A 20,065-nucleotide genomic window follows, 5' to 3' on the forward strand; every position below is an offset into this window, starting at 1 on the left:
GGCTCCTTCAGATCTCGGCCACGGTCACGGGGCGGTTTTCGCGGTAGGATTGCAACGCCGCCTCGGACAGTAAAAGCGCGCGGTGCCCGTCGTCGAAGGTCACGCTGGGCCTGCCACCCGCGGCAAGCATGTCGATGAAGTCGCGGATCTCGGCCTCGTAGGCGGCGGCGTAGCGTTCGATGAAGAAATGCAAAAGCGGTGTGCGTGCGGCGGTCGCTTGGTCGCCGTGGCGCGATACCTCGGAGGGGCGGTGGTTGTTCGACCGGACCATGCCATCGGCGCCGAACGCCTCTACCCGCTGATCGTAGCCATAATTTGTGCGGCGAGAGTTGTTCACATGCACCAGCGCCCCCGATGCGCTGCGCATCACGATCATCGCTGTGTCCACGTCGCCCAGTTCGGCGAAGACGGGATCGACCCGGTTCGCGGCCATGGCGTAGACCTCGGTCACTTCCTCGCCCAGCACGAAACGGGCCATGTCGAAATCGTGGATGGACGTGTCGCGGAAGAGCCCGCCGCAGGCTTCGAGGATCGCGCGCGGCGGGGGCGGGCCGGGATCGCGGCTGGTGATGACCAGCAACTCCAGCGCGCCGATCTCGCCCGCGGCGACGGCATCGCGGACGGCGCGGTGGCTGGGGTCGAACCGCCGGTTGAAGCCCAGTTGCAACGGCACGTCGAAATCGGCCAGCGCCGCGCGGCAGGCTTCGACCTTGGCGAGATCCACGTCGATCGGCTTTTCGCACAGGATCGGTTTCCCGGCGGCGGCGGATTTCAGGATCAGGTCCACATGGGTGTTCGTGGGCGACGCGATCAGCACCGCGTCCACGTCATCGGCGGCGAGGATCGCGTCCACATCTGTCGAGGCCCGCCCGCCGACCTGCGCCGCGCAGGCTGCTGCGCGGTCGTGATCCACGTCATAGCACCACGTCACCGCCGCATCCGGCTGCCGTGCCACGATGCCCGCATGCATCGCCCCGATCCGGCCCGTGCCGAGTATCGCGAAACGCACCATCCTGTCCTCCCTGTCGCCGCGGCGTCTGACCGGCCGCTTGTGTGATCTGCGCCAAGGTTGGCCCCGCCGCGCCGGGGGCGAAACGCGGGTTTTGTCCAGTCTGGAAATCTTCCGGGCATCGGTCGCCGCGTTTTTCGTGTTTCGATGCCGGGACAAGGTCTTGCACAGCATGAAGAGGACAGGATCGTGTCCAGAGTGGAAAATCGGCCCATCCCGGACAGTACCGGCGGGCACAGCTTTCACCGCATGTCGGGTCACGAGCTTGACCGCTTTCTCGATTTCGTCACCCGAATCCAGACGGAAACCGAAAGCTGTCTCGGCCTGCCCCCGCCGCGCGAGATGCCCGTGATGATCCAGCTTCTGCGCAGCCATTTCCGTGGGCGGCTGGAAACACCGTCCTCGCTCATCGACGCGGCGGGACTGCCGCGGGGCACGGGCCACCGGATGCTGGAAGACCTGATCGCACGCGGGCTGGTGCAGCGCCGCCCGCGCACAAGGTCGGGCAAGACGTTCTCGCTGCATCCGTCGCCTGACCTGATCCGCAACTGGTTCGACTACGCGCGCCGAATGAAATCGCTTGTCGGGTCTGCCTTCGGGATGCCCGAAGGAACCGAGTATTTCTTCGGCGCGTCCTACCTGACCGGATCGATCATCCCGCCGCTGCCGGTGATGCGCGAGCAGCTGTCCCTGCGCCACGGGCTGCGGCTGCTGCTGCATGCGGACCCGGCGTTCTTGGCGATGCAGAAGGTCAAGCAGCAGTTCGAAATGCATTTCGGCACCACGATCGAGGTGCGCGCCCTGTCCATCGACCGCCTGCGGCGCGAGATCCTCGACAACAGCCGCCGTGCGCGGTCCAGCTTCGATATCGTGACTTGCGACCTTGCGTGGATGGCCGAGATGGTGGACGAGGGCGCGCTACATCCGCTATCGGATCTCGCGGGGGCGGAAACGGCGACGGACCTGCACGATTTCCACCCCGAGGCACTGGCGACGGCGCGTTTCGGCGACCGGCTGTTCGGCCTGCCGGTGCAGACCACCCCGGAACTGCTGATCCATCGCACCGACCTGTTGGCCGAACGCGGCCTGGCCCCACCCACCACGCTGGAAGAGACATTGCAGGCCGCCCGCGCGCTGCATGACCCGGACCGAGGCGTGTCCGGCATCTGCTGGAATGGCGCGCGGGGGACGCCGGTTGGCACGACCTTCATGCTGTTGATGGCGGATTTCGGCCAGCCGGTGCTGAACCTGCCGCGCACCGCCGAGGGGTTTTCCGACCGCGACCTGTCTGCGGCCCATCTGCGTCCCGCGCTCGACAGCGACACGGCCCTGATGGCGGCGGAATTCCTGGTGGAGCTTCTATCCGTGTCGCCCGACAACGTGTTGCAGATGTCGTGGTTCGAACGCGCCAAGTGCTATGCCGAGGGGCGCGCAGCCATGGCCTACTGCTACACGCAGATCATGCCGATGTTCGAAAACGACCCGGCCTCGCCCGCCCATGGCCGGACCGGATACCAGTTGCACCCGTCCGCGCCGGGCGTGCCGCGCATGGCGCCGCTGGGGGGCTGGCACCTGTGCATCCCCGCGAACCTGCCGCAGGGCCGTCTGCCCGATGTATGGCGCGCGGCAAGGACCCTGACCTCGCCCGCCGCCACCAAGCTCTATGTCGAGAACGGGTCGCTCGTGTCCTCGCGCTTTTCGGTATGCAACGATCCGGCGGTGGCCCATGCGCGGCCGGTCATCCCGTTCGTGGACCGGATCGCGCGGGCGGGGCAACTGAAATCCTGGCCACGCCCGGCTGTGCCGCAACTGCACGATCTCGTGCGGGTCCTCGGCGAGGAAATCCACACGATGTTGCTGCGCAACAAGAAACCGGCCGCCGCCCTGCGCGATGCGCAGGCACGCTGCGACGGGCTCATGCATGGGATCGATTGAAGGCCGGGGCAATAACGCCCCACGGGTCAGTTGCGCCAGCGTCGCCAATCCGCGACCGAGCCCGCGAAGACGTTGATGTCGACGGGACCTTTCACGCCGGGGACGCGCCCGGTGCCGGTATATTGCCAGAAGGTCCAGCGCTGGCCGGGATAGACCGTGGATGGGTGGCCCGCAACCGAGCGCAGCCAGAACTCTGTGCCCGGCAGCATGCCGATGCCGGTCTCGCGGTAGAAATCGACCGTCGTGTAAATGACCGGGCGCTGGCCGTAATGGGCCGTCAGGATATCGAGAAAGCGCGCCGCCTCGGCGCGGACCGTGGCCGGATCGGGGCGGTACGGGCAATTGCGCGAGCGGTGGTTCCATTCAAGATCGAGCACCGGGGGCAGCGCCGCCGGATCGCGCGGCACATGGCTTATGAACCAGCGGGCCTGCTCCACCGCAGGGCGACACCAGTAGTAGAAATGATAGGCCCCACGCGGAATCCCCGCACGCGCGGCGCCCTGCCAGTTGTCGGGGAAGGCGGGGTCGGTGTGGTCGCCGCCCTCCGTCGCCTTGATGAGGGCGAAGGCTATGCCCGACGCGCGCACCTGCGGCCAGTCGATCGCCCCCTGCCAGCGCGACACGTCGATCCCGTGCACGGCATAATCCGAAGGTGCCCGCCCCTCCCATGGATGAGGCTTGAAGTCGTCGAACGCCGGAAAGGTCACCGCGACCGGACGGGCCGCCGCGATGGCCGCTTGCGACGATGTCGCCGCGGGGGGCGGCGGGTAGTCCCGGAGATCCGGCCCCGCGCAGGCCACGAGAAGCATGAACAGCAGAACGGCCCGAACCCGACGTGCTGCATGCTGCATCGCGCTTCCTTTCCGTTGATGCCGTCCCCCACAGCGCGGGCCGCGCGGCCGAAGGGCCGCCCGGCCATCACCGGCAAGACGCGCAAGAGAACTTCCGGTACCGTGCGACAGCTACAACGCAAGTGCCCCGCAATGACAACCGCATCATGCAGGCGGGATTGATTTCGTGATGACGCGCCGGGCGGCGCCCGGGTCGGCGAGAGGCGGCCCTTCGCAGACGCGGCAGGACCGCGGCCGCACAGGAGCCCTTGGCGGGGTCCGGTCCTGCGGCGGACCCGCGCAGCCCGGCCCGGCCGGCACCCCGCATTCACGGGATGCCGGTCATTCCATCCGATCAGGCCGTCGCCTGCCGGCGCCGCCGCGCGGCAAGGCGCAGGAGCACCAGTCCCGCCAGTGCCAGCGGCCCGGCCGCGGGCAGCGGCACCGGGGCGGTTATGGCCAGTTGCGCGCTCGCGGTGCGCTGCAGCAGGACCGCGCTGTCCGGATCGATACCAAGCGCCTTCGCCGCGCCCTCGTCGCGCCCGAAATCGATCGGGTCGAGGCCGGTCAGCGTGCCGTAAAGCACCAGCGCGCTGAGATAGGACCCGTGCTTGCTGGCATGGGTGCCGTCGTCGTACCAAAGATCGATCAGACCGTCGGTCAGCGCATCGTCCGCCCACATGCTGCGGGTCGCGATGCCGGACTGCACCGCGCGCATGAATGCCTCACCCACTGGCGCGACCCCGGCGAAACCCGGCCCCGCCGCTGCGTCGTAGCTGGCGGCCAGGTCGTCGGTCATCTCTTCCAGCGTGGCGAAGAACGTTCCGGTGGACAGCTCTGACCCGCGGGTCACGACCCCCGTATCCGGGTCTGTGTCGGTCACGAACGCCCCGTCGATCAGGTTCTGCCGCGCCCAGGTCTGGTAGAGATAGACCTCCGTATCCGGATCACCGCTGGGATTGGCAAAGGTGCCGCGGATCCGCGAACAGGTGCCCCTCGCGATCCCTGCCGCTTCGCAGGCGGCCTGCCGTTCATCATCGGTCGCGCCGGGAAAGGCATCGCGGTCGCGCACCGGCCCGACCGGATCCGTCGATTGCACGAATTCGCGCATCTTGTCGGCGTAGAACCGGAAATACTCGGGATTCGAATCCAGTTCCTCCCCCGCCGCATTGGTCTGGCGGGTCAGCGGTTCGGCGCTTTGTTCCTGCAGCACGACCTTGTCCCAGGTCTGCAGCGCCAGGTTGCCGCGCATGTCCCAGTCGGCGGGGTTTGTATTCAGGAAATGCCCGCGCAGACTCGCCGCGTTGCGCGTGGACAGGGCAACGTCGTAATCCAGCCCTGCCTGGTCCGTCAGGTGCTTGAAGATGCCCGCCACACCGCCCCACGGATGGGGCTGGTAGGGGCGCGCGCCGGTCGTGTTCTCGAAGGAGGTACCCGGCACCGGCGCGGTCAGGTCGCGCACGTTTTCCGTGTAGTAACTCAGCGCCGGGTCGTGGTGCCCGAAGGTGTAACTGTTCCCGACGAACAGGACCGACACGGGTGCGGCGTGCACCGTGGTCGCCACAAGACACGCCACCGCCGTCAGGGTGAGCCGTTTCATCACAGGTTTCCTCCCATTATTGATTATTGCGTCAAGCATTGACCGGACCGCCCGCCTGCGTCAATTGCGCAGGGCGTCGGCGGAACGCGGCGCCGGGCGAAAAGCCGCGAAGCCCCTTTCCATTCCCGCGCGCCTTCCGTTAGACCTGATCGAAAGAAAGGGTCGTCCATGTCACGCAGTATCGATTACGGCAACCTGATGCACCGGGCGATGCGGTCGCTGATCCAGAACGTGCTGGCCGGTGTCGCGCGGGATGGGCTTCCCGGCGACCATCATTTCTTCATCACTTTCGACACGCTGCACCCGGACGTGCAGATCGCCGACTGGCTTTCGGACCGCTATCCCGAGGACATGACCATCGTCATCCAGCACTGGTACGACAACCTGACTGTGACGGATGACGGGTTCGCGATCACGCTGAATTTCGGCGACCGCCCGGAACCGATGTTCATCCCCTATGACGCGATCCGAACATTCGTCGATCCGTCGGTGGAATTCGGACTGCGTTTCGAAACCCACGCCCATGACGATGACGATGACGCGGACGACGACGCGGGCGTTGGCGCCCCTATGGCCGAGGACGTGCCCCCAGGCGACGACGATGGCCCGCGCAAGGACGCTGAGATCGTCAGCCTCGACAAGTTCCGCAAGTAGCGTTGGCGCTCACGGCATTGCGCGCTGGCGCGGGCGCGCCTAAACAGCCGCCAGACACTACGCCGAGAGGACAGCGCAGATGACCGCGACCCGCACCGAATCCGACAGTTTCGGCCCCCTTGAAGTACCCGCCGACAAGTATTGGGGTGCGCAGACCCAGCGGAGCATCATGAACTTTCCCATCGGCTGGGAAAAGCAGCCCGTGGCCATCGTGCGAGCGCTCGGCGTCATCAAGCAGGCCTGCGCCGAGGCGAACATGACGCTCGGCGCGCTGGACGACATGCGCGGCAAGGCCATCGTGCAGGCCGCGTCCGAGGTCGTGGCGGGCAAGTTCGACGACAATTTCCCGCTTGTCGTGTGGCAGACCGGGTCGGGCACGCAAAGCAACATGAATGCCAACGAGGTCATCGCGAACCGCGCCATCGAGATTCTCGGCGGCACGATCGGATCCAAGGATCCGGTCCACCCGAACGATCATTGCAACATGGGCCAGTCGTCCAACGACACCTTTCCGACGGCCATGCACATCGCCACGGCGATGATGGCCCGCGACGTGCTGCTGCCGGGACTGGAAAAGCTGCACGCGGCGCTGGAAACCAAGGTCGCCGAGTTCGACGGCATCATCAAGATCGGCCGCACGCATACGCAGGATGCGACGCCCCTGACGCTCGCACAGGAATTCTCCGGCTACGCGCATCAGGTGGCGATGGGAATTGCGCGCGTTAGGTCGTCGCTGTGCCATATCCACGAACTGGCGCAGGGCGGCACGGCGGTCGGCACGGGGCTGAACACCAAGAAGGGCTGGGGCGAGATGGTCGCGGCCAACATGGCGCGCATCACCGGCCTGCCCTTCGTGACCGCGCCGAACAAGTTCGAAGCACTGGCCGCTCACGACGCGATGGTGGAATTGTCGGGGTCGCTCAAGACGGTGGCCGCGTCCCTGTTCAAGATCGCCAATGACATTCGCCTGCTGGGGTCCGGCCCGCGCTGCGGTCTGGGCGAGCTGATCCTGCCGGAGAACGAACCAGGCAGCTCGATCATGCCGGGCAAGGTCAACCCGACCCAGTGCGAGGCGCTGACGCAGGTCTGCGCCCATGTGATGGGCAACGACGCGGCGGTGGGCTTCGCAGGCTCGCAGGGGCATTTCGAACTGAACGTCTACAAGCCCATGATGGCCTATAACGTGCTGCAATCCATGCAGCTTCTGGGCGATGCGGCCTCGGCCTTCACCGACAACCTGATGGTGGGGCTGAAGGCCGACACGGTGCGGATCGAAAAGCTGATGCGCGAGTCGCTGATGCTTGTGACGGCGCTGGCCCCGACCATCGGCTATGACAACGCCACCAAGGTCGCCAAGACCGCGCACAAGAACGGCACGACCCTGCGCGAAGAAGCCATCGCGCTTGGCTTCGTGGATGCAGCGACTTTCGATGCGGTGGTGCTGCCGGAACAGATGATCGGGCCGAAGGACTGACCCTTGGCCGATGCGCCGATCAACCTGAACCGTGCGCGCAAGGCCCGCGCGCGGTTGAAGAAGGCCAGGCAGGCCGATGAAAACGCTGTGAAGTTTGGCCGGACCAAGGCAGAGCGCGCGCAGGATGACGCGCAGCGCAGCCTGCTGCGGAACCGGCTGGATGCGCATCGCCGCAATGATCGCGGTGACGACGGGGCGACGGAGACGTGACCGGATCGCGCCCCCGCAAACGGTCGCTCACCCTGCGCGGGCACCAGACCAGCGTATCGCTGGAAGACGCGTTCTGGATTGCCTTTCGCGACATCGCCGCCGCGCAAGACAAGGCAGTGAACGCACTCGCCGCCGAGATCGACGCGAAACGGGGGCTCGACTGCGGGCTCGCCTCGGCGATCCGGGTCTTCGTGCTGAACCACTTCCGACAGGCCGCAGAGCGCGGACCGGAGCCGTGACGCCCTGCTCCACGCCCCGCGTGACGGTGGAACCGCTGGCCGGGATGGAATTGCCCGCGGACAGCCCGATCCTGCGGGATCACGTGGTGGACCCGCCCCATCGCACCCCGGACTATCTTGCCAAATACGACCGCAGGACACTGGTTTACGATGTGCAGCACGACGCCGCACGGGACAGGATCACGCTTGTGGCGCCGCGCCTGCTGAACCTCTGGCCGCTGCTGCGCGACGGTCTGCGGATCGGGGACAGGCCCGCGCGGGGCCTGCGCCGACGGGTCTTTCCGAAGTGCGAAATCCTTACCCTGCCTGCGCGCGGCGACCCGGTCAGCGTGGCTTTGCCGGATGGGCGCGTCCTGTCCGCAAGGCCACGCCGCATCGACCCGACGCCGTTTCGCGGCACGAACGCCATCGTCACCATGAGCCGGGACAACCCGCTCGACTGGATTGCCGACTGGCTTCGCTTCTACGTGCGCGCCCATAGCGCCGACGGCGTGCTGTTCATCGACAACGGATCGACGGCCTATGCCCCGGAACGGCTGGCAGACACCATCGCCGCGGTCTCCGGGCTGCGCCGTGCCGCGATTCTGACGGCACCCCGCGCCTACGGTCCGCTCATCGCGGGCCAGCATGCTCGGATCAAGCCGAACTTCCTGAAGTCCGCGATGCTGAACATGGCACGCGTCGGCCCGCTGGCGCAGGCGCGCGCCGTGCTCAATGCCGATGTGGACGAGCTGGTGCAGGGACCGCCCGGCGCATCGCTGTTCGACGCGGCTCAACGCGCATGGCACGGGACGCTGAATATCGGAGGCACTTTCGCCTTTCCCGCCCCCGGCACGGATGACCCGGCGCCGCAGCGCGCGCATGTCTGGCAGGCGGAACCGCCCCGCATATCGACCCGCAAATGGGCCGCGCGTCCGGGCGGGTTGCTCAGCCGCATGGGTTGGTTCGTCCACCAGGTCGGCGGCGAGCCCTTCCGGCTGGTGCCGGAAAGCCGCCACTTCCGGCTTGTGCATTGCGCCGCGGCCAATCTCAACTGGTTCCGGGGCAAGGACAGCGCCGTCGCGGCCGCGCTCCGACACGACCGGGCGCTGCAGGACATGATGGACAGGGTTTTCGATGATTGACACCGACGTCCGCACCGTACCGCTACAGGGCTTCGTTCTGCCCGCGGGCAGCCCGGTGCTGCGCGACCACGTGCGCCCGGCCGACCGGCGCAGCGAACACTATCTCGCGCGATACGACCGCACGACCTTGTTCTACGATGCCGCCTGGCTGCCGGACCGGCGCGCGCACCTGATCACGGCGCCGCGCTTCCTGAACCTCTGGGCGCCGTTCCGGGCGGGGCTTCGGATTGGCGGGCGGCCGGTGCGACGGTTGCGCCGGCGGACATGGCTGCGCTGCGAGCAGGTGGAAATCCCCGGCCCCGAGACCGCGCTGTCGCTGCACTGGCAGGGCAACGACCACCCGATCCCGTCGCGGCGCAGCGAAACCGCGGGCTTCGCCGGAACCAATGCGCTGGTCGCCGTGAACCGCAACAACGCGCTGGACTGGATCGCGGACTGGGCCGCGTTCTACGCCCGCCGGCACGGTGCCGACGCGGTGGCGCTCTTCGACAACGGTTCGGATGCCTATGGCCCGCAGGACATCGCGGACCGGCTCGGGCGCGTCGAGGGGCTTCGCAGGGTCCGCGTGTTCTCGGCCCCCTACCCTTACGGTCCCGCCGATCACAGCAAACGGCTGGAGGTCAGCCCGCGTTTCTTCCAGACCGCCATGCTGAACATCGCGAAGCGCGATCCGCTTGCCCGGGCACGGGCAGTACTGAACGTGGATATCGACGAGATCTGTATCTCGGCTAGCGGCGGCAGCGTCTTCGACGCCGCGGCGCGCCATCCGCTGGGCATGATCACGATCCCCGGAAGCTGGGTCTATCCCGCGCCCGGCACGACAGGCCCCGTGGGGCACGGCGCGCACCGGTTTCGCGACCAGCCCGACGACCGCTGCAATCAGAAATGGTGTCAGGCACCGCGTGGCGCGTTCGGGCGGATGTTCGGCTGGGCCGTGCACCGGGTGGACGAGGTGTTCCAGAACCTCGCGACCCGGCAATCCGACATCCGGCTCGTGCATTGCAAGGGCACATCCACCGGGTGGAAGGCGAAGCGCTTCGACCTGCCCCCCGATCTGCGCGAGGACCCGGCCCTGTCCGCGGTGATGCAGGCCGAATTCCCCGACCGTTAGCCGAGGGCCGCCAGAGCCGGGAACTGTTCCAGCAGCCACCATGACAGTCGGGTGAAGGCCCCGGTGACCAGCATGATGCCGACGACCAGCAGGAGCCCGCCCATGACGCGCTCGATGGTCTTCATGTGGCGCTTCAGCCGGTTCATCACGGCCATGGACCGGGTCATGAAGGCCGCGACCAGCAGGAAGGGCACGCCAAGTCCCAGAGCATAGACCCCCAGCAGCAGCGTGCCCCGCGCGATGGACGCCTCCGTGGCCGCGATGGACAGGATCGCGCCCAGTTGCGGGCCGATGCAGGGGGTCCAGCCGAAGGCGAAGGCGAGCCCCAGCACATAGGCCCCCAGCGCCGTGCCGCCCTTGTCGCCCGCATCCAGCCGCGCCTCGCGATCAAGGATCGGGATGCGGAACACCCCGAGGAAGTGCAGGCCGAACACGATCACCACGGCCCCCGCGATGCGGGAGAACAGGACCTGGTTCTGCAGGAAGAACGCGCCGAAGGCCGACGCGGTGAAGCCGAGGAACAGGAACACCGTGCTCAGACCCAGCACGAAGAATGTGGCCGGCAGCATGGCCCGCGCGCGGTTCTGCCCGCTCTGCATGTCGCCGACGCTGATCCCGCTCATATAGGCGAGATAGGGCGGCACGATGGGCAGCACGCAGGGCGACAGAAAGGACAACATGCCCGCGGCAAGCGCCACGACCATGGCGGGCACAAGCGCCGCGTCGATGATTTCGATACCGAACATGGTGAGGGTGTAGCCCATGGCGACGGTGGCGTCACGGCACAGAGCGTCACATTACCGTGGCAACCGTGACATCCCGGTAGGGCTTCCCGGCCTGCCTTGCGGCAGACCGGGTTTCCAGCGTTGGATCAGCGTCCGACCGACCACCAGCCGCGCTTGCGGGGCTTCTGGTCGGCGGCGGGGTCCGGCTCCGGCGCGTCAGGCTGCGCTACCGCGTCGGGCTCGGGCTCAGGCTGCTCTGCCGGGACCGTTTCCGCCATGGATGAACCTGCCTGCGCCTTTTCGGCCACAGATGCCGCGTCCGGTTCAGGCGCAGATTCAGGCGCCGGGTCGGGCGTGGTCTCCGCCACGGGTTCGGGGATTGCCTCCGCCATCGGCTCGGGCGTGGCCTCGGCCGCGGGCGACACCGCGCCGCTGTCGTCGGTCGCCTCCACCTGTTCGGCGGGCGCCGTTACTTCGACATGGTCGGGCGCTTCCGCCGTCACACCGGCGGCCGCGTCGTCGGCGACCGGCGCGGCGGCGTCCACAGGTTCCGCCACTTTGGCATCGACACTTGCGTCGTCCGCGACCGTTGCCGTGGCGCCGGGCGCTGCCACATCTTCGGTGTGTTCCGCCGCGGCTGCGGGTGCATCCGTCACCGCCGTTTCAGGAGCGTGCCCGTCCGACCCTGTGCTGTCACGCCCGTCGCGCACATCATCTGCGTCCGGATAGCCGTCGTCATCGTTCCTGTCCCGCCCGGAGTTCTCGGACGCCTCGCCTTCGCCATTCGCGCCACCGCGCCGCCGCCGCCGCCGCCGCCGCTTCTTGCGGGGCTTGCCGTCGTCATCGCTGCCGCTGTCGTCCTTGCCGGTGCTTTCGGCATCCCGGTCGCGCGCGGGTGCCTGCACCTCGGTCGCGGCCTCGGCCTCGGCCAGTTCCGCCGCTTCCGCCTCTTCGGCCTCGCGGTCCAGAAGATCGTCGTCAGGCATCTGGGACATGTCGATGGAAATCACCGGATGCGCCTGCCGCACCACCCGCGTCGCGGTCTTGAATTTCTCGACCGTGAAGTTCGGGCTGATGAGCGTCGGATCGGCCTCCACCCGGACAGCCATGCCATACCGCATCTCGATCCGGGCGATATGTTCGCGCTTTTCGTTGATGAGGTAGTTGGCGATGGCGACGGGCGCCTTCACCAGCACCTCGCCCGAGCGGTTGCGCACGCCTTCTTCTTCCAGCTCACGCAGGATCGACAGCGCAAGGTTGTCGTCAGACCGCACCAGCCCCGTGCCATGGCAATGGGGGCATGGCTTGGTCGTCGCCTCCACCATGCCGGGCCGCAGCCGCTGACGCGACATTTCCAGCAGGCCGAAGCCCGAGATCCGGCCCATCTGGATGCGCGCCCGGTCGGTCTTGAGCTTGTCCTTCAGGCGCTTCTCGACCGCGGCGTTGTTGCGCCGCTCGTCCATGTCGATGAAGTCGATCACGATCAGACCGGCCAGATCCCGCAGGCGGCACTGGCGCGCGACTTCCTCCGCCGCCTCCAGGTTGGTCTTGAGCGCCGTCTCCTCGATGGAGCCTTCCTTGGTGGACTTGCCCGAGTTCACGTCGATGGCAACCAGCGCCTCGGTCACGCCGATCACGATGTAGCCGCCCGATTTCAGCCGCACGGTCGGATTGAACATCTCCGACAGGTAGCTTTCGACCTGGTAGCGCGCGAACAGCGGTTGCGCCTCGCTGTAGAGCTTCACGTTCTTGGCGTGGCTCGGCATGATCATGCGCATGAAGTCCTTGGCGGTGCGGTAACCCGCCTCGCCCTCCACCAGCACCTCGTCGATGTCGCGGTTGTAGAGGTCGCGGATCGTGCGCTTGATGAGGTCCCCTTCGGCATAGATCGCCGCCGGAGCCACGGATTTCAGCGTCAGGTCGCGGATCTGTTCCCACAGCCGTTGCAGATATTCGTAATCGCGCCGGATCTCGGCCTTGGTGCGGTTGGCACCGGCCGTGCGGATGATGAGACCGGCCCCGCGCGGCACGTCTATCTCGGCCGCGATCTCCTTGAGTTTCTTGCGATCCTGCACGTTGGTGATCTTGCGGGAAATCCCGCCGCCGCGCGCCGTGTTGGGCATCAGCACGCAATAGCGGCCGGCCAGCGAGAGGTAGGTCGTGAGCGCCGCACCCTTGTTGCCGCGTTCTTCCTTGACCACCTGCACCAGCATGATCTGGCGGACCTTGATGACCTCCTGGATCTTGTAGCGGCGCGGGCGCGGCTTGCGCGGCGGGCGGATGTCCTCGGCGGTGTCGTCGTCGGCCACGGACTCGATGGCGCGGTCGGTGGCGGCGTCGTCCTCGACCTCCTGCACGGCATCGTCGCGCGACGGGCGTTCGTCGTCTTCCGCAGGGGCGGCGGTGTCGGCGGTCGCCGCATCCACGTCTTCATGCAGAACCGCGTCCGTCCCGTCATGGCGCGCGGCCATGGTGGAGGGCGGCGTGCGCGGCGTGTCGTCATCACCGTCCGTGTTCGTGTCTGCGGCGCTGCCGTCTTCGGTCGCGTCCGCGTCCGTGTCCGTGGCGGCTTCCCCAGCCGTCTCGGGGCTGTCGGCATCCGTGGCCGGGGCGGTGTCGGCGGGCGCATCAGCGTCCCGCGGCGCGGCTTCGTCGTCGCCGCCGGCGTCCGCCGTGTCGCCCGCCGGTGCCGACGGAACGACCTCGGGCGCCGCGGCGGCACCAGAGCCGTTCGGCACGCGCTGCAGGCCCGAACTGTTCATGTCCTCGACCTCTGCGGGCGCGTCGGCCTCGCCAAGATCGACGACATCCATGCCGGGGATCGACTGCGCGGGGATGTCCGACGCACCAGCCTCGGCAGGCCCGGCGGATGCATCGTCCGGCGGCGTGCCCTCGCCCGCATCGTCTGCGCCGCGCTTTCCGCGCGACCGCCGCGTGCGCGTGCGCCGCGGCTTCGCGGGCGCATCGGCCGAGGTCTCTGGCGCAGCCGGTTCCGCAGGGTCGTCATCGTCCTGCTGGGACTGGTCATAGGCCAGTTCCTCGGCCAGCAGCGCCTCGCGGTCCGCGACCGGGATCTGGTAGTAGTCCGGGTGAATTTCGCTGAAGGCGAGGAAGCCGTGGCGGTTCCCGCCGTAATCCACGAATGCCGCCTGGAGCGACGGCTCGACCCGCGTTACCTTGGCAAGGTAGATGTTGCCCGCAAGCTGGCGCTTGTTCTCGGACTCGAAATCGAATTCCTCGACCTTGTTTCCATCGACGACGACCACCCGCGTTTCTTCCGCGTGGGTGGCATCGATAAGCATTTTCTTGGCCATGAAGTCTCTTTGCACCGGGGCGGCCCCGCGGGCGGCTCTCTGCGCGCAGCGCAGGGCGGCCGGTGTCTCGTTGCGGCGTGGCCCGCTGGCACGCTGGTTCGCGCAGGGCAGAGCGGCCTTTGGGCCGATGCTGCTGCGGTGCCTTGGCGGTCAGGGTCCATCGCGATCTGTCCTTGGCACGTTACCGTGCCGATAAATGTCCCGCGCTTTGGGCGCGGGCGGTTCATGCCCCGTAACGGGGCGTCTTTCGGCTGCCGTTCGGTGGGTGCAGCTGGCACCGGTCACGGACGCGGCAGGGAAATCCTGGGACAGCAAGGCTGCCACACCCCCATTAAACCCGCAAAGGACGAAATGACAATGCAAAACGCGCATAATCCGGACCGGATCGTTCAGATGGACCCGCAACCTCAGGTATAGTGGCTGCGCACGAGCCCGTATTTCGCCATCTTCTCGTTCAGGGTCCGCCGCGGCAGGCAAAGTTCCTCCATCACGCGGGCGATGGACCCCTGGTGGCGGCGCATCGTGTTGTCGATCAGCATGCGTTCGAACGCCTCGACATACTCCTTGAGCGGCTTTCCTTCCTGCGTGACATGGGTCATCGGCAGGCTCACCGCTTCGTTGTCGGAAATCAGCAGCGATGTCAGCGACCCCGCCCCGCGACGGCTTTGCATCACGGCACGCTCGGCCACGTTCATCAACTGGCGCACGTTGCCCGGCCATGGCGCCTGCAGAAGCTGCGCGGCCTCGTGCGGGCTGAGCTGCGGCGCCGCGGCCCCGTACTCGCCTGCGAAGTTGCGGGTGAAGTCGTTGAACAGCAACAGGATGTCGTCACCGCGCTGGCGCAGGGGCGGCAGCGACAGGTGCAGCGCGGAGAGCCGGTGATACAGATCCGGCCGCAGGTCCGCGCAGGAGCTTTCGCCATCCGAACCGCAGATCGACACGATCCGCGGGCCATCCACGCCCTGCGGCGCATCGAGCCATGCCACAAGCCGCGCCTGCACCGCGGGCATCAGCGCCTGCACGTCTTCCAGCAGCAGAACGCCGTTGCGGGCCGCGACCAGCGCCGGCACGGTACCCGTGTCGCCATCATCCGCACCGAACAGTTCGGCGATCTGTCCCGCCTCGTCCAGCTGACCGCAGAACACCTGCACGAGCGGGCGCGACGCGCGGGCCCCCACCGCATGCAGCGCGCGCGCCACCAGCGTCTTTCCGGTGCCCGTCTCGCCGTCGATCAGCACCGGCGCGTCGGCCTGTGCGAGATCGAGGATGTCCTCGCGCAGCCGCACCATCGCGGGGCTTTCCCCGATCAGCCGCGTCGCCGCCGCGTCCCCCGACGCAAGTTCGTTGCGCAGCGCCCGGTTTTCCAGCGCAATCTTGCGCGCGGCGCAGGCGCGCTGGACGATGTCGGTCATCTGCTCTGGATCGAACGGCTTTTCAAGGAAGTCATAGGCGCCGATCCGCATCGCCTCCACCGCCATGGGCACGTCGCCATGGCCGGTGATCAGCACCACGGGCAACGCGCTGTCATGGTGCATCAGCCGCTTGAGAAAGGTCATGCCGTCGATATCCGGCATCCGGATGTCGGACAGGACCACGCCGGGATAGCCCGGCCCCACGACCTTCAGCGCATCGCGGGCGTTTGAAAAGGTCTCGGTGTCATAGCCCGACAGGACCAGCCACTGGCTGATCGATTGCCGCATGTCCAGTTCGTCATCGACGATCGCTACCTTCATGGCCTCATCCTCTCCGCGCGCCTGTCGCGCCGCGTTGTGCCTGCGCGGCTATTGCGCCGCGATGCTGTCCTCGCCGAAGCGGGGCAGATGCATTTCGAACACCGCGCCACCCTCGGGACGGTTGCGCGCGATCAGCCGGCCGCCCAGATCGGCCACGATGCTGCTCGAGATCGCCAGCCCCAGCCCCAGCCCGTCGCCCGCATCTTTCGTCGTGTAGAACGGCTCGAACAGCGCGTCGAGATCGGCGATCCCGGTCCCGTTGTCCAGCACGCTCAGCGTTACCTGATCCCCGGCCACGAGGATGATGTCGATCTGCGGGTCGGGCTGGCCCCGCGTCGCATCGACCGCGTTGCGCAGCAGGTTCACGATCACCTGTTCCAGCCGGAACCGTTCGGCCAGCACATCGACGGGGGTATCGGGGCGGCTTACGGTCAGGCCGATGGATCGCTGGCGGAACTGCGGCTCCATCATGGCGAGCGATGCATCCACGGCGGCGCGCAGGTCAACCCGGCCCATGGCGTCGGTGCTCTTGGAGGCATAGGATTTCAACTGCCGCGTGATCGCCGCCATCCGGTCGATCAGGTCGTTGATGCGCTGGAAACTGACAACCGCCTCGTCCGTGCGCTGGCGACTGACAAGCAGCCGCGCCCCCGCAAGATAGGTCTTCATCGCCGCGAGCGGCTGGTTGAGTTCATGGCTGACCGCCGCGGACATCTCGCCCAACGCGGCGAGCTTGGACGATTGCGCGATGGTCTGCTCGGCCACTTCGAGATTGCGCTCCACCTTCTGCCGCTCGGCGATTTCGCGCTGCAGGAGCAGGTTCAGCTTGCGCAGTTCCGCCGATTCCCGTTGCAGCCGCAGCGACCGCCGCTCTGCCTGCCTTGAGGTCAGGTAGAACAGCCCCGCGGCGAGGATGGCGAAGACCATGATCTGCACCGCCACGACCGATGCCACCCGTTCGCGCACCGGCGTGAATGTCGAGAAGCTGACGATCCGCCATCCCTGGAACGGGATGCGGGTTTCGCTGCGCATGACCTGCTGGCCGTCGAGCACGCTGTTGTTGGCGTCAAAGGTGTCGCTGCGCGCGCGCAAGGCCCGGACGAGCGCGTTCTTCGGCGGCTCCTGGGCCAGCGCCTCCGCCTCGGTCTTGCCGCGCCAGCGCGGTTCGGTGCTCAGGATCACGACATCATTGCTGTCCTTGACGATGACCGCCTCGCTGATCCCGTCCCAACTGCGTTCGTACTTGAACAGATCGACTTCGGCGGTGATGACGCCCAGCAGCGATCCGTTCCGGGTCAGCTTGCGCGAATAGACGAATTGTGGCCGCCCACTGCCGTCGAAGGCGACGGTAAACACCGTCGAGTCGGACCGGAGCGCCTCCACCACGTAGGGCGCGTTGCGGTGTTCCGTTCCGATATCGCCCCGCTCGGACGACGCGACGGCGCGCCCGTCCCGATCCAGCAACATCAGCCGGGTCACGCCGATCTCATCCCGCGCCTCGATCAGACGCGCCGAGGTCTGGCTGAAATCCCGCGTTTCCAGTGCATTGGCCAGTACCGGGTCGCGCGACAGAAGCTGCGGCACGATGGAGGACCGGCGCAGTTCGCTCATCACGTTGCCCGCGAAAAGCGTCAGGCGCAATTCGGCCTGGTTGCGCAGGGTGGCTTCCCGGCGCTGGCCAAGCACCACCACCGTGATCGTGATGACGATCAGCGCCACCACCACGAGCGCGACCAGCGCAAGGCGCTGTCGCGTGCGGACCGGCAGGGTATCGGATGACGGAGTTGCGCCCATGGGAGCAGAATGGACCCGGATGCCCGGTGAATTCCAGAGATTTCCGATCACGTCACGCGGCGCGGCGGCGCGGGCGGTGCCCATCGGCAGGTGCCTGCCGATGGTGGCGAAAGCCCGCTCATCCGGTGCGGCGGCGACGCGATCAGGCGTCGGCCAGCGCGCCGGCCAGCGCCGCGAACAAAACCGCCCCGTCCGTTCCGCCCTGCGCAGGGTCGATGGCACGCTCGGGATGAGGCATCAGGCCCAGAACCCGCCGGTTCTCGGACAGGATGCCCGCGATGTCCCCGGCCGACCCGTTGGGATTGTCCATGTACCGGAACGCCACACGATCCTCGCCGTCGAGCCGTGCCAGCGTGTCGGCATCCGCGGTGTAGTTGCCGTCGTGATGGGCGATGGGGAAGGTGACCGCCTGCCCCACGGTGTAGCCGGAGGTGAACGGGCTGTCGGCGGTGGCCACGGTCATGGGCGCGGGCTTGCAGATGAATTTCAGCCCGGCATTGCGCATCAGCGCCCCGGGCAGCAGCCCCGCCTCCACCAGAACCTGGAAGCCGTTGCAGATGCCGATGACGGCCCCACCCCGGCGCGCGTGATCGGCGACCGCCACACAGATCGGCGACCGCGCGGCGATGGCGCCGCAGCGCAGGTAATCGCCATAGGAAAAGCCGCCGGGCAGGCCGACCACGTCCACGCCCGCGGGCAGCGACGTGTCCTTGTGCCAGACCATGACGGGGTCTATCCCCGCCGCGCGAAACGCCACGGCAAGATCGCGGTCGCAGTTGGACCCGGGAAAGACGATGACGGCGCCGCGCATCAGGCGATCTCGATCCGGTAGCTTTCGATCACGGTATTGGCGAGCAGCTTCTCGCACATCCGCCGCACTTCGGCCTCCGCCGCCGCGGCATCGGTCCCCGCCAGGTCCAGTTCGATCACCTTGCCCTGCCGCACACCGTTCACGCCGTCGAAGCCGAGCGCGCCAAGCGCATGGCGCACCGCCTCGCCCTGCGGGTCGAGCACGCCGGGTTTCAGCATCACGTGCACCACTGCCTTCATGGTCATCGGTCCCTTTCAGTTGATCAGCGTCGGCCGGGTGATCGGCTGCGCGTTCTTCGGCAGCACACCCAGCCGCCGCGCCAGCTCCGTGTAGGCATCGGCGAGGTTGCCGAGGTCCTGCCGGAACACGTCCTTGTCCAGCTTCTGGCCGGTCTTCACGTCCCACAACCGGCAACTGTCCGGGCTGATCTCGTCCGCGACGATCAGCCGGTGAAAATCGTTGTCCCAGATGCGCCCGATCTCGATCTTGAAGTCGATCAGCCGGATGCCGACGCCCATGAACACGCCCGACAGGAAATCGTTCACCCGCAGCGCAAGCGACACCATGTCGTCCATGTCCTGCTGGCTCGCCCAACCGAAGGCGGCGATATGTTCTTCCGTCACCAGCGGGTCGCCCAGCTTGTCGTCCTTGTAATAGAATTCCACGATCGGCCGCGGCAGCGCCTGCCCCTCGGGCAGCCCGAGCCGCTTGCACATGGACCCCGCGGCGCGGTTGCGAACCACCACCTCGAGCGGGATGATCTCCACCTGCCGGATCAGTTGCTCGCGCATGTTGATGCGGCGGATGAAATGGGTGGGCACGCCGATATCGTTCAGCCCGGTCATGAAGAATTCCGACAGGCGGTTGTTCAGCACGCCCTTGCCTTCGATCACGTCGTGCTTCTGCGCGTTGAACGCGGTGGCGTCGTCCTTGAAATACTGCACCAGCGTACCGGGTTCCGGCCCTTCATAGAGTATCTTGGCCTTGCCTTCGTAAAGCTTCTTGCGGCGTGCCATGCTGTCTCCGATCTGGGGTTGCGCGCGGGCAGCGCACTTGGATTGGGCGCGTATACGGCAACGGAACAAGTGTCGCAAGAACGCGCAGCGCTTGCCCCTTGCCCGCCCTGCGCACAACGCCCATAACGCTTGCGACCCATCGGGCCGAGAACGACAGGAGGACGGCAATGAACAGCTTCAAGGACCGCGAGAATGCGTTCGAAAACAAGTTCGCCCATGACGAGGACATGCAGTTCCGGGCCATCGCGCGGCGCAACAAGCTGACCGGGCTCTGGGCGGCGGAACTTCTGGGCAAGACGGGCGACGACGCCCAGGCCTATGCCATGGAAGTGGTGAAAGCCGATTTCGAGGAAGCGGGCCATGACGACGTGGTGCGCAAGCTGATGGCGGATCTGGGCGACAAGACCGACGAGATCACGGTGCGCGCCAAGATGGACGAGATGCTGACGGTGGCCAAGGCGCAACTGGCCGAGGAATGACCCGACC

At 67.2% G+C, this 20,065-nt stretch carries 18 protein-coding genes; 8 read left to right on the top strand and 10 right to left on the bottom strand.

All coding sequences use genetic code 11. The features are described 5' to 3' along the window. Positions 1-7: 7 nt before the first annotated feature. Positions 8-1,012, bottom strand: coding sequence for an inositol 2-dehydrogenase (gene iolG / locus DDE13_RS04635; protein WP_111401958.1), 1,005 nt, complete (start codon positions 1,010-1,012; stop codon positions 8-10). A gap of 186 nt (positions 1,013-1,198) precedes the next feature. Here iolG and DDE13_RS04640 point away from each other — a divergent pair, with 186 nt between their 5' ends. Further along, positions 1,199-2,944 carry an extracellular solute-binding protein gene (locus tag DDE13_RS04640; protein WP_235868586.1) on the top strand — a complete coding sequence of 582 codons (1,746 nt, stop codon included), beginning with the start codon at positions 1,199-1,201 and terminating at the stop codon, positions 2,942-2,944. Between the two features lie 26 nt (positions 2,945-2,970). Here DDE13_RS04640 and DDE13_RS04645 read toward each other — a convergent pair whose 3' ends face one another. Continuing rightward, the gene (locus DDE13_RS04645; protein WP_235868587.1) at positions 2,971-3,795 is read right to left on the bottom strand and encodes a glycoside hydrolase family 25 protein; all 825 of its coding nucleotides are present in this window, start codon (positions 3,793-3,795) and stop codon (positions 2,971-2,973) included. A 334-nt stretch (positions 3,796-4,129) separates the two neighbouring features. Beyond that, positions 4,130-5,374: a hypothetical protein gene (locus tag DDE13_RS04650; protein WP_111401962.1), complete on the bottom strand. Its 1,245-nt coding sequence runs from the start codon at positions 5,372-5,374 to the stop codon at positions 4,130-4,132. A gap of 168 nt (positions 5,375-5,542) precedes the next feature. Here DDE13_RS04650 and DDE13_RS04655 point away from each other — a divergent pair, with 168 nt between their 5' ends. The 6 genes from DDE13_RS04655 (at position 5,543) to DDE13_RS04680 (ending at position 10,186) form a co-directional block, all read left to right on the top strand. After that, on the top strand, positions 5,543-6,028 hold the full coding sequence (locus tag DDE13_RS04655) for an SspB family protein (protein ID WP_111401964.1): 486 nt from the start codon (positions 5,543-5,545) through the stop codon (positions 6,026-6,028). Positions 6,029-6,107: 79 nt separating this feature from the next. After that, entirely contained in the window at positions 6,108-7,502 is a 1,395-nt protein-coding gene (gene fumC / locus DDE13_RS04660) for a class II fumarate hydratase (RefSeq protein WP_111401966.1), read from the top strand. Between the two features lie 3 nt (positions 7,503-7,505). Continuing rightward, a complete protein-coding gene (locus DDE13_RS04665; protein WP_111401968.1) occupies positions 7,506-7,712 on the top strand; it encodes a DUF4169 family protein in 207 nt (68 codons plus the stop codon). Beyond that, entirely contained in the window at positions 7,709-7,951 is a 243-nt protein-coding gene (locus DDE13_RS04670) for a ribbon-helix-helix domain-containing protein (protein WP_111401970.1), read from the top strand. The genes DDE13_RS04665 and DDE13_RS04670 overlap by 4 nt, the downstream gene beginning before the upstream one ends. Further along, a complete protein-coding gene (locus tag DDE13_RS04675) occupies positions 7,948-9,075 on the top strand; it encodes a hypothetical protein (RefSeq protein ID WP_111401972.1) in 1,128 nt (375 codons plus the stop codon). Before DDE13_RS04670 ends, DDE13_RS04675 begins: the two co-directional genes overlap by 4 nt. Then, positions 9,068-10,186 (top strand): hypothetical protein, encoded by a 1,119-nt coding sequence (locus DDE13_RS04680; protein ID WP_111401974.1) that lies wholly within the window; start codon positions 9,068-9,070, stop codon positions 10,184-10,186. The genes DDE13_RS04675 and DDE13_RS04680 overlap by 8 nt, the downstream gene beginning before the upstream one ends. Here the strand turns inward: DDE13_RS04680 and DDE13_RS04685 are convergent. The 7 genes from DDE13_RS04685 to purC all read right to left on the bottom strand — a co-directional run bounded on the left by DDE13_RS04685 (position 10,183) and on the right by purC (position 19,579). Beyond that, positions 10,183-10,932 carry a cytochrome c biogenesis CcdA family protein gene (locus DDE13_RS04685; RefSeq protein ID WP_111402020.1) on the bottom strand — a complete coding sequence of 250 codons (750 nt, stop codon included), beginning with the start codon at positions 10,930-10,932 and terminating at the stop codon, positions 10,183-10,185. The two genes, DDE13_RS04680 and DDE13_RS04685, sit on opposite strands and share 4 nt — an antisense overlap. A gap of 125 nt (positions 10,933-11,057) precedes the next feature. Further along, a complete protein-coding gene (locus tag DDE13_RS04690; RefSeq protein WP_111401976.1) occupies positions 11,058-14,225 on the bottom strand; it encodes an Rne/Rng family ribonuclease in 3,168 nt (1,055 codons plus the stop codon). A 407-nt stretch (positions 14,226-14,632) separates the two neighbouring features. Next, positions 14,633-15,958 carry a sigma-54-dependent transcriptional regulator gene (locus tag DDE13_RS04695; RefSeq protein WP_111401977.1) on the bottom strand — a complete coding sequence of 442 codons (1,326 nt, stop codon included), beginning with the start codon at positions 15,956-15,958 and terminating at the stop codon, positions 14,633-14,635. A gap of 48 nt (positions 15,959-16,006) precedes the next feature. Then, positions 16,007-17,836, bottom strand: a complete 1,830-nt coding sequence (locus tag DDE13_RS04700) for a sensor histidine kinase (protein ID WP_235868588.1) — start codon at positions 17,834-17,836, stop codon at positions 16,007-16,009. A 58-nt stretch (positions 17,837-17,894) separates the two neighbouring features. Beyond that, positions 17,895-18,563, bottom strand: a complete 669-nt coding sequence (purQ, locus tag DDE13_RS04705; RefSeq protein WP_111401979.1) for a phosphoribosylformylglycinamidine synthase subunit PurQ — start codon at positions 18,561-18,563, stop codon at positions 17,895-17,897. Then, positions 18,563-18,802 (bottom strand): phosphoribosylformylglycinamidine synthase subunit PurS, encoded by a 240-nt coding sequence (gene purS, locus DDE13_RS04710; RefSeq protein ID WP_111402022.1) that lies wholly within the window; start codon positions 18,800-18,802, stop codon positions 18,563-18,565. The genes purQ and purS overlap by 1 nt, the downstream gene beginning before the upstream one ends. Positions 18,803-18,817: 15 nt before the next feature. After that, positions 18,818-19,579, bottom strand: coding sequence for a phosphoribosylaminoimidazolesuccinocarboxamide synthase (purC, locus tag DDE13_RS04715; protein WP_111401981.1), 762 nt, complete (start codon positions 19,577-19,579; stop codon positions 18,818-18,820). A 167-nt stretch (positions 19,580-19,746) separates the two neighbouring features. On the opposite strand from purC, the gene DDE13_RS04720 reads away from it, so the two are divergent. Then, the gene (locus DDE13_RS04720; protein ID WP_111401983.1) at positions 19,747-20,058 is read left to right on the top strand and encodes a DUF1476 domain-containing protein; all 312 of its coding nucleotides are present in this window, start codon (positions 19,747-19,749) and stop codon (positions 20,056-20,058) included. The last annotated feature ends 7 nt before the right edge of the window (positions 20,059-20,065 follow it).

The sequence above is a fragment of the Meridianimarinicoccus zhengii genome (genome assembly GCF_003254465.1).
Classification (GTDB): domain Bacteria; phylum Pseudomonadota; class Alphaproteobacteria; order Rhodobacterales; family Rhodobacteraceae; genus Meridianimarinicoccus; species Meridianimarinicoccus zhengii.

Coding starts and splice junctions, on each gene's coding strand:
- iolG (WP_111401958.1), bottom strand. CDS start 1,012: ATGGTGCGTTTCGCGATACTCGGCACGGGCCGGATCGGGGCGATGCAT.
- DDE13_RS04645 (WP_235868587.1), bottom strand. CDS start 3,795: ATGCAGCATGCAGCACGTCGGGTTCGGGCCGTTCTGCTGTTCATGCTT.
- DDE13_RS04650 (WP_111401962.1), bottom strand. CDS start 5,374: ATGAAACGGCTCACCCTGACGGCGGTGGCGTGTCTTGTGGCGACCACG.
- DDE13_RS04655 (WP_111401964.1), top strand. CDS start 5,543: ATGTCACGCAGTATCGATTACGGCAACCTGATGCACCGGGCGATGCGG.
- fumC (WP_111401966.1), top strand. CDS start 6,108: ATGACCGCGACCCGCACCGAATCCGACAGTTTCGGCCCCCTTGAAGTA.
- DDE13_RS04680 (WP_111401974.1), top strand. CDS start 9,068: ATGATTGACACCGACGTCCGCACCGTACCGCTACAGGGCTTCGTTCTG.
- DDE13_RS04685 (WP_111402020.1), bottom strand. CDS start 10,932: ATGTTCGGTATCGAAATCATCGACGCGGCGCTTGTGCCCGCCATGGTC.
- DDE13_RS04690 (WP_111401976.1), bottom strand. CDS start 14,225: ATGGCCAAGAAAATGCTTATCGATGCCACCCACGCGGAAGAAACGCGG.
- DDE13_RS04695 (WP_111401977.1), bottom strand. CDS start 15,958: ATGAAGGTAGCGATCGTCGATGACGAACTGGACATGCGGCAATCGATC.
- DDE13_RS04700 (WP_235868588.1), bottom strand. CDS start 17,836: ATGGGCACCGCCCGCGCCGCCGCGCCGCGTGACGTGATCGGAAATCTC.
- purQ (WP_111401979.1), bottom strand. CDS start 18,563: ATGCGCGGCGCCGTCATCGTCTTTCCCGGGTCCAACTGCGACCGCGAT.
- purS (WP_111402022.1), bottom strand. CDS start 18,802: ATGAAGGCAGTGGTGCACGTGATGCTGAAACCCGGCGTGCTCGACCCG.
- purC (WP_111401981.1), bottom strand. CDS start 19,579: ATGGCACGCCGCAAGAAGCTTTACGAAGGCAAGGCCAAGATACTCTAT.
- DDE13_RS04720 (WP_111401983.1), top strand. CDS start 19,747: ATGAACAGCTTCAAGGACCGCGAGAATGCGTTCGAAAACAAGTTCGCC.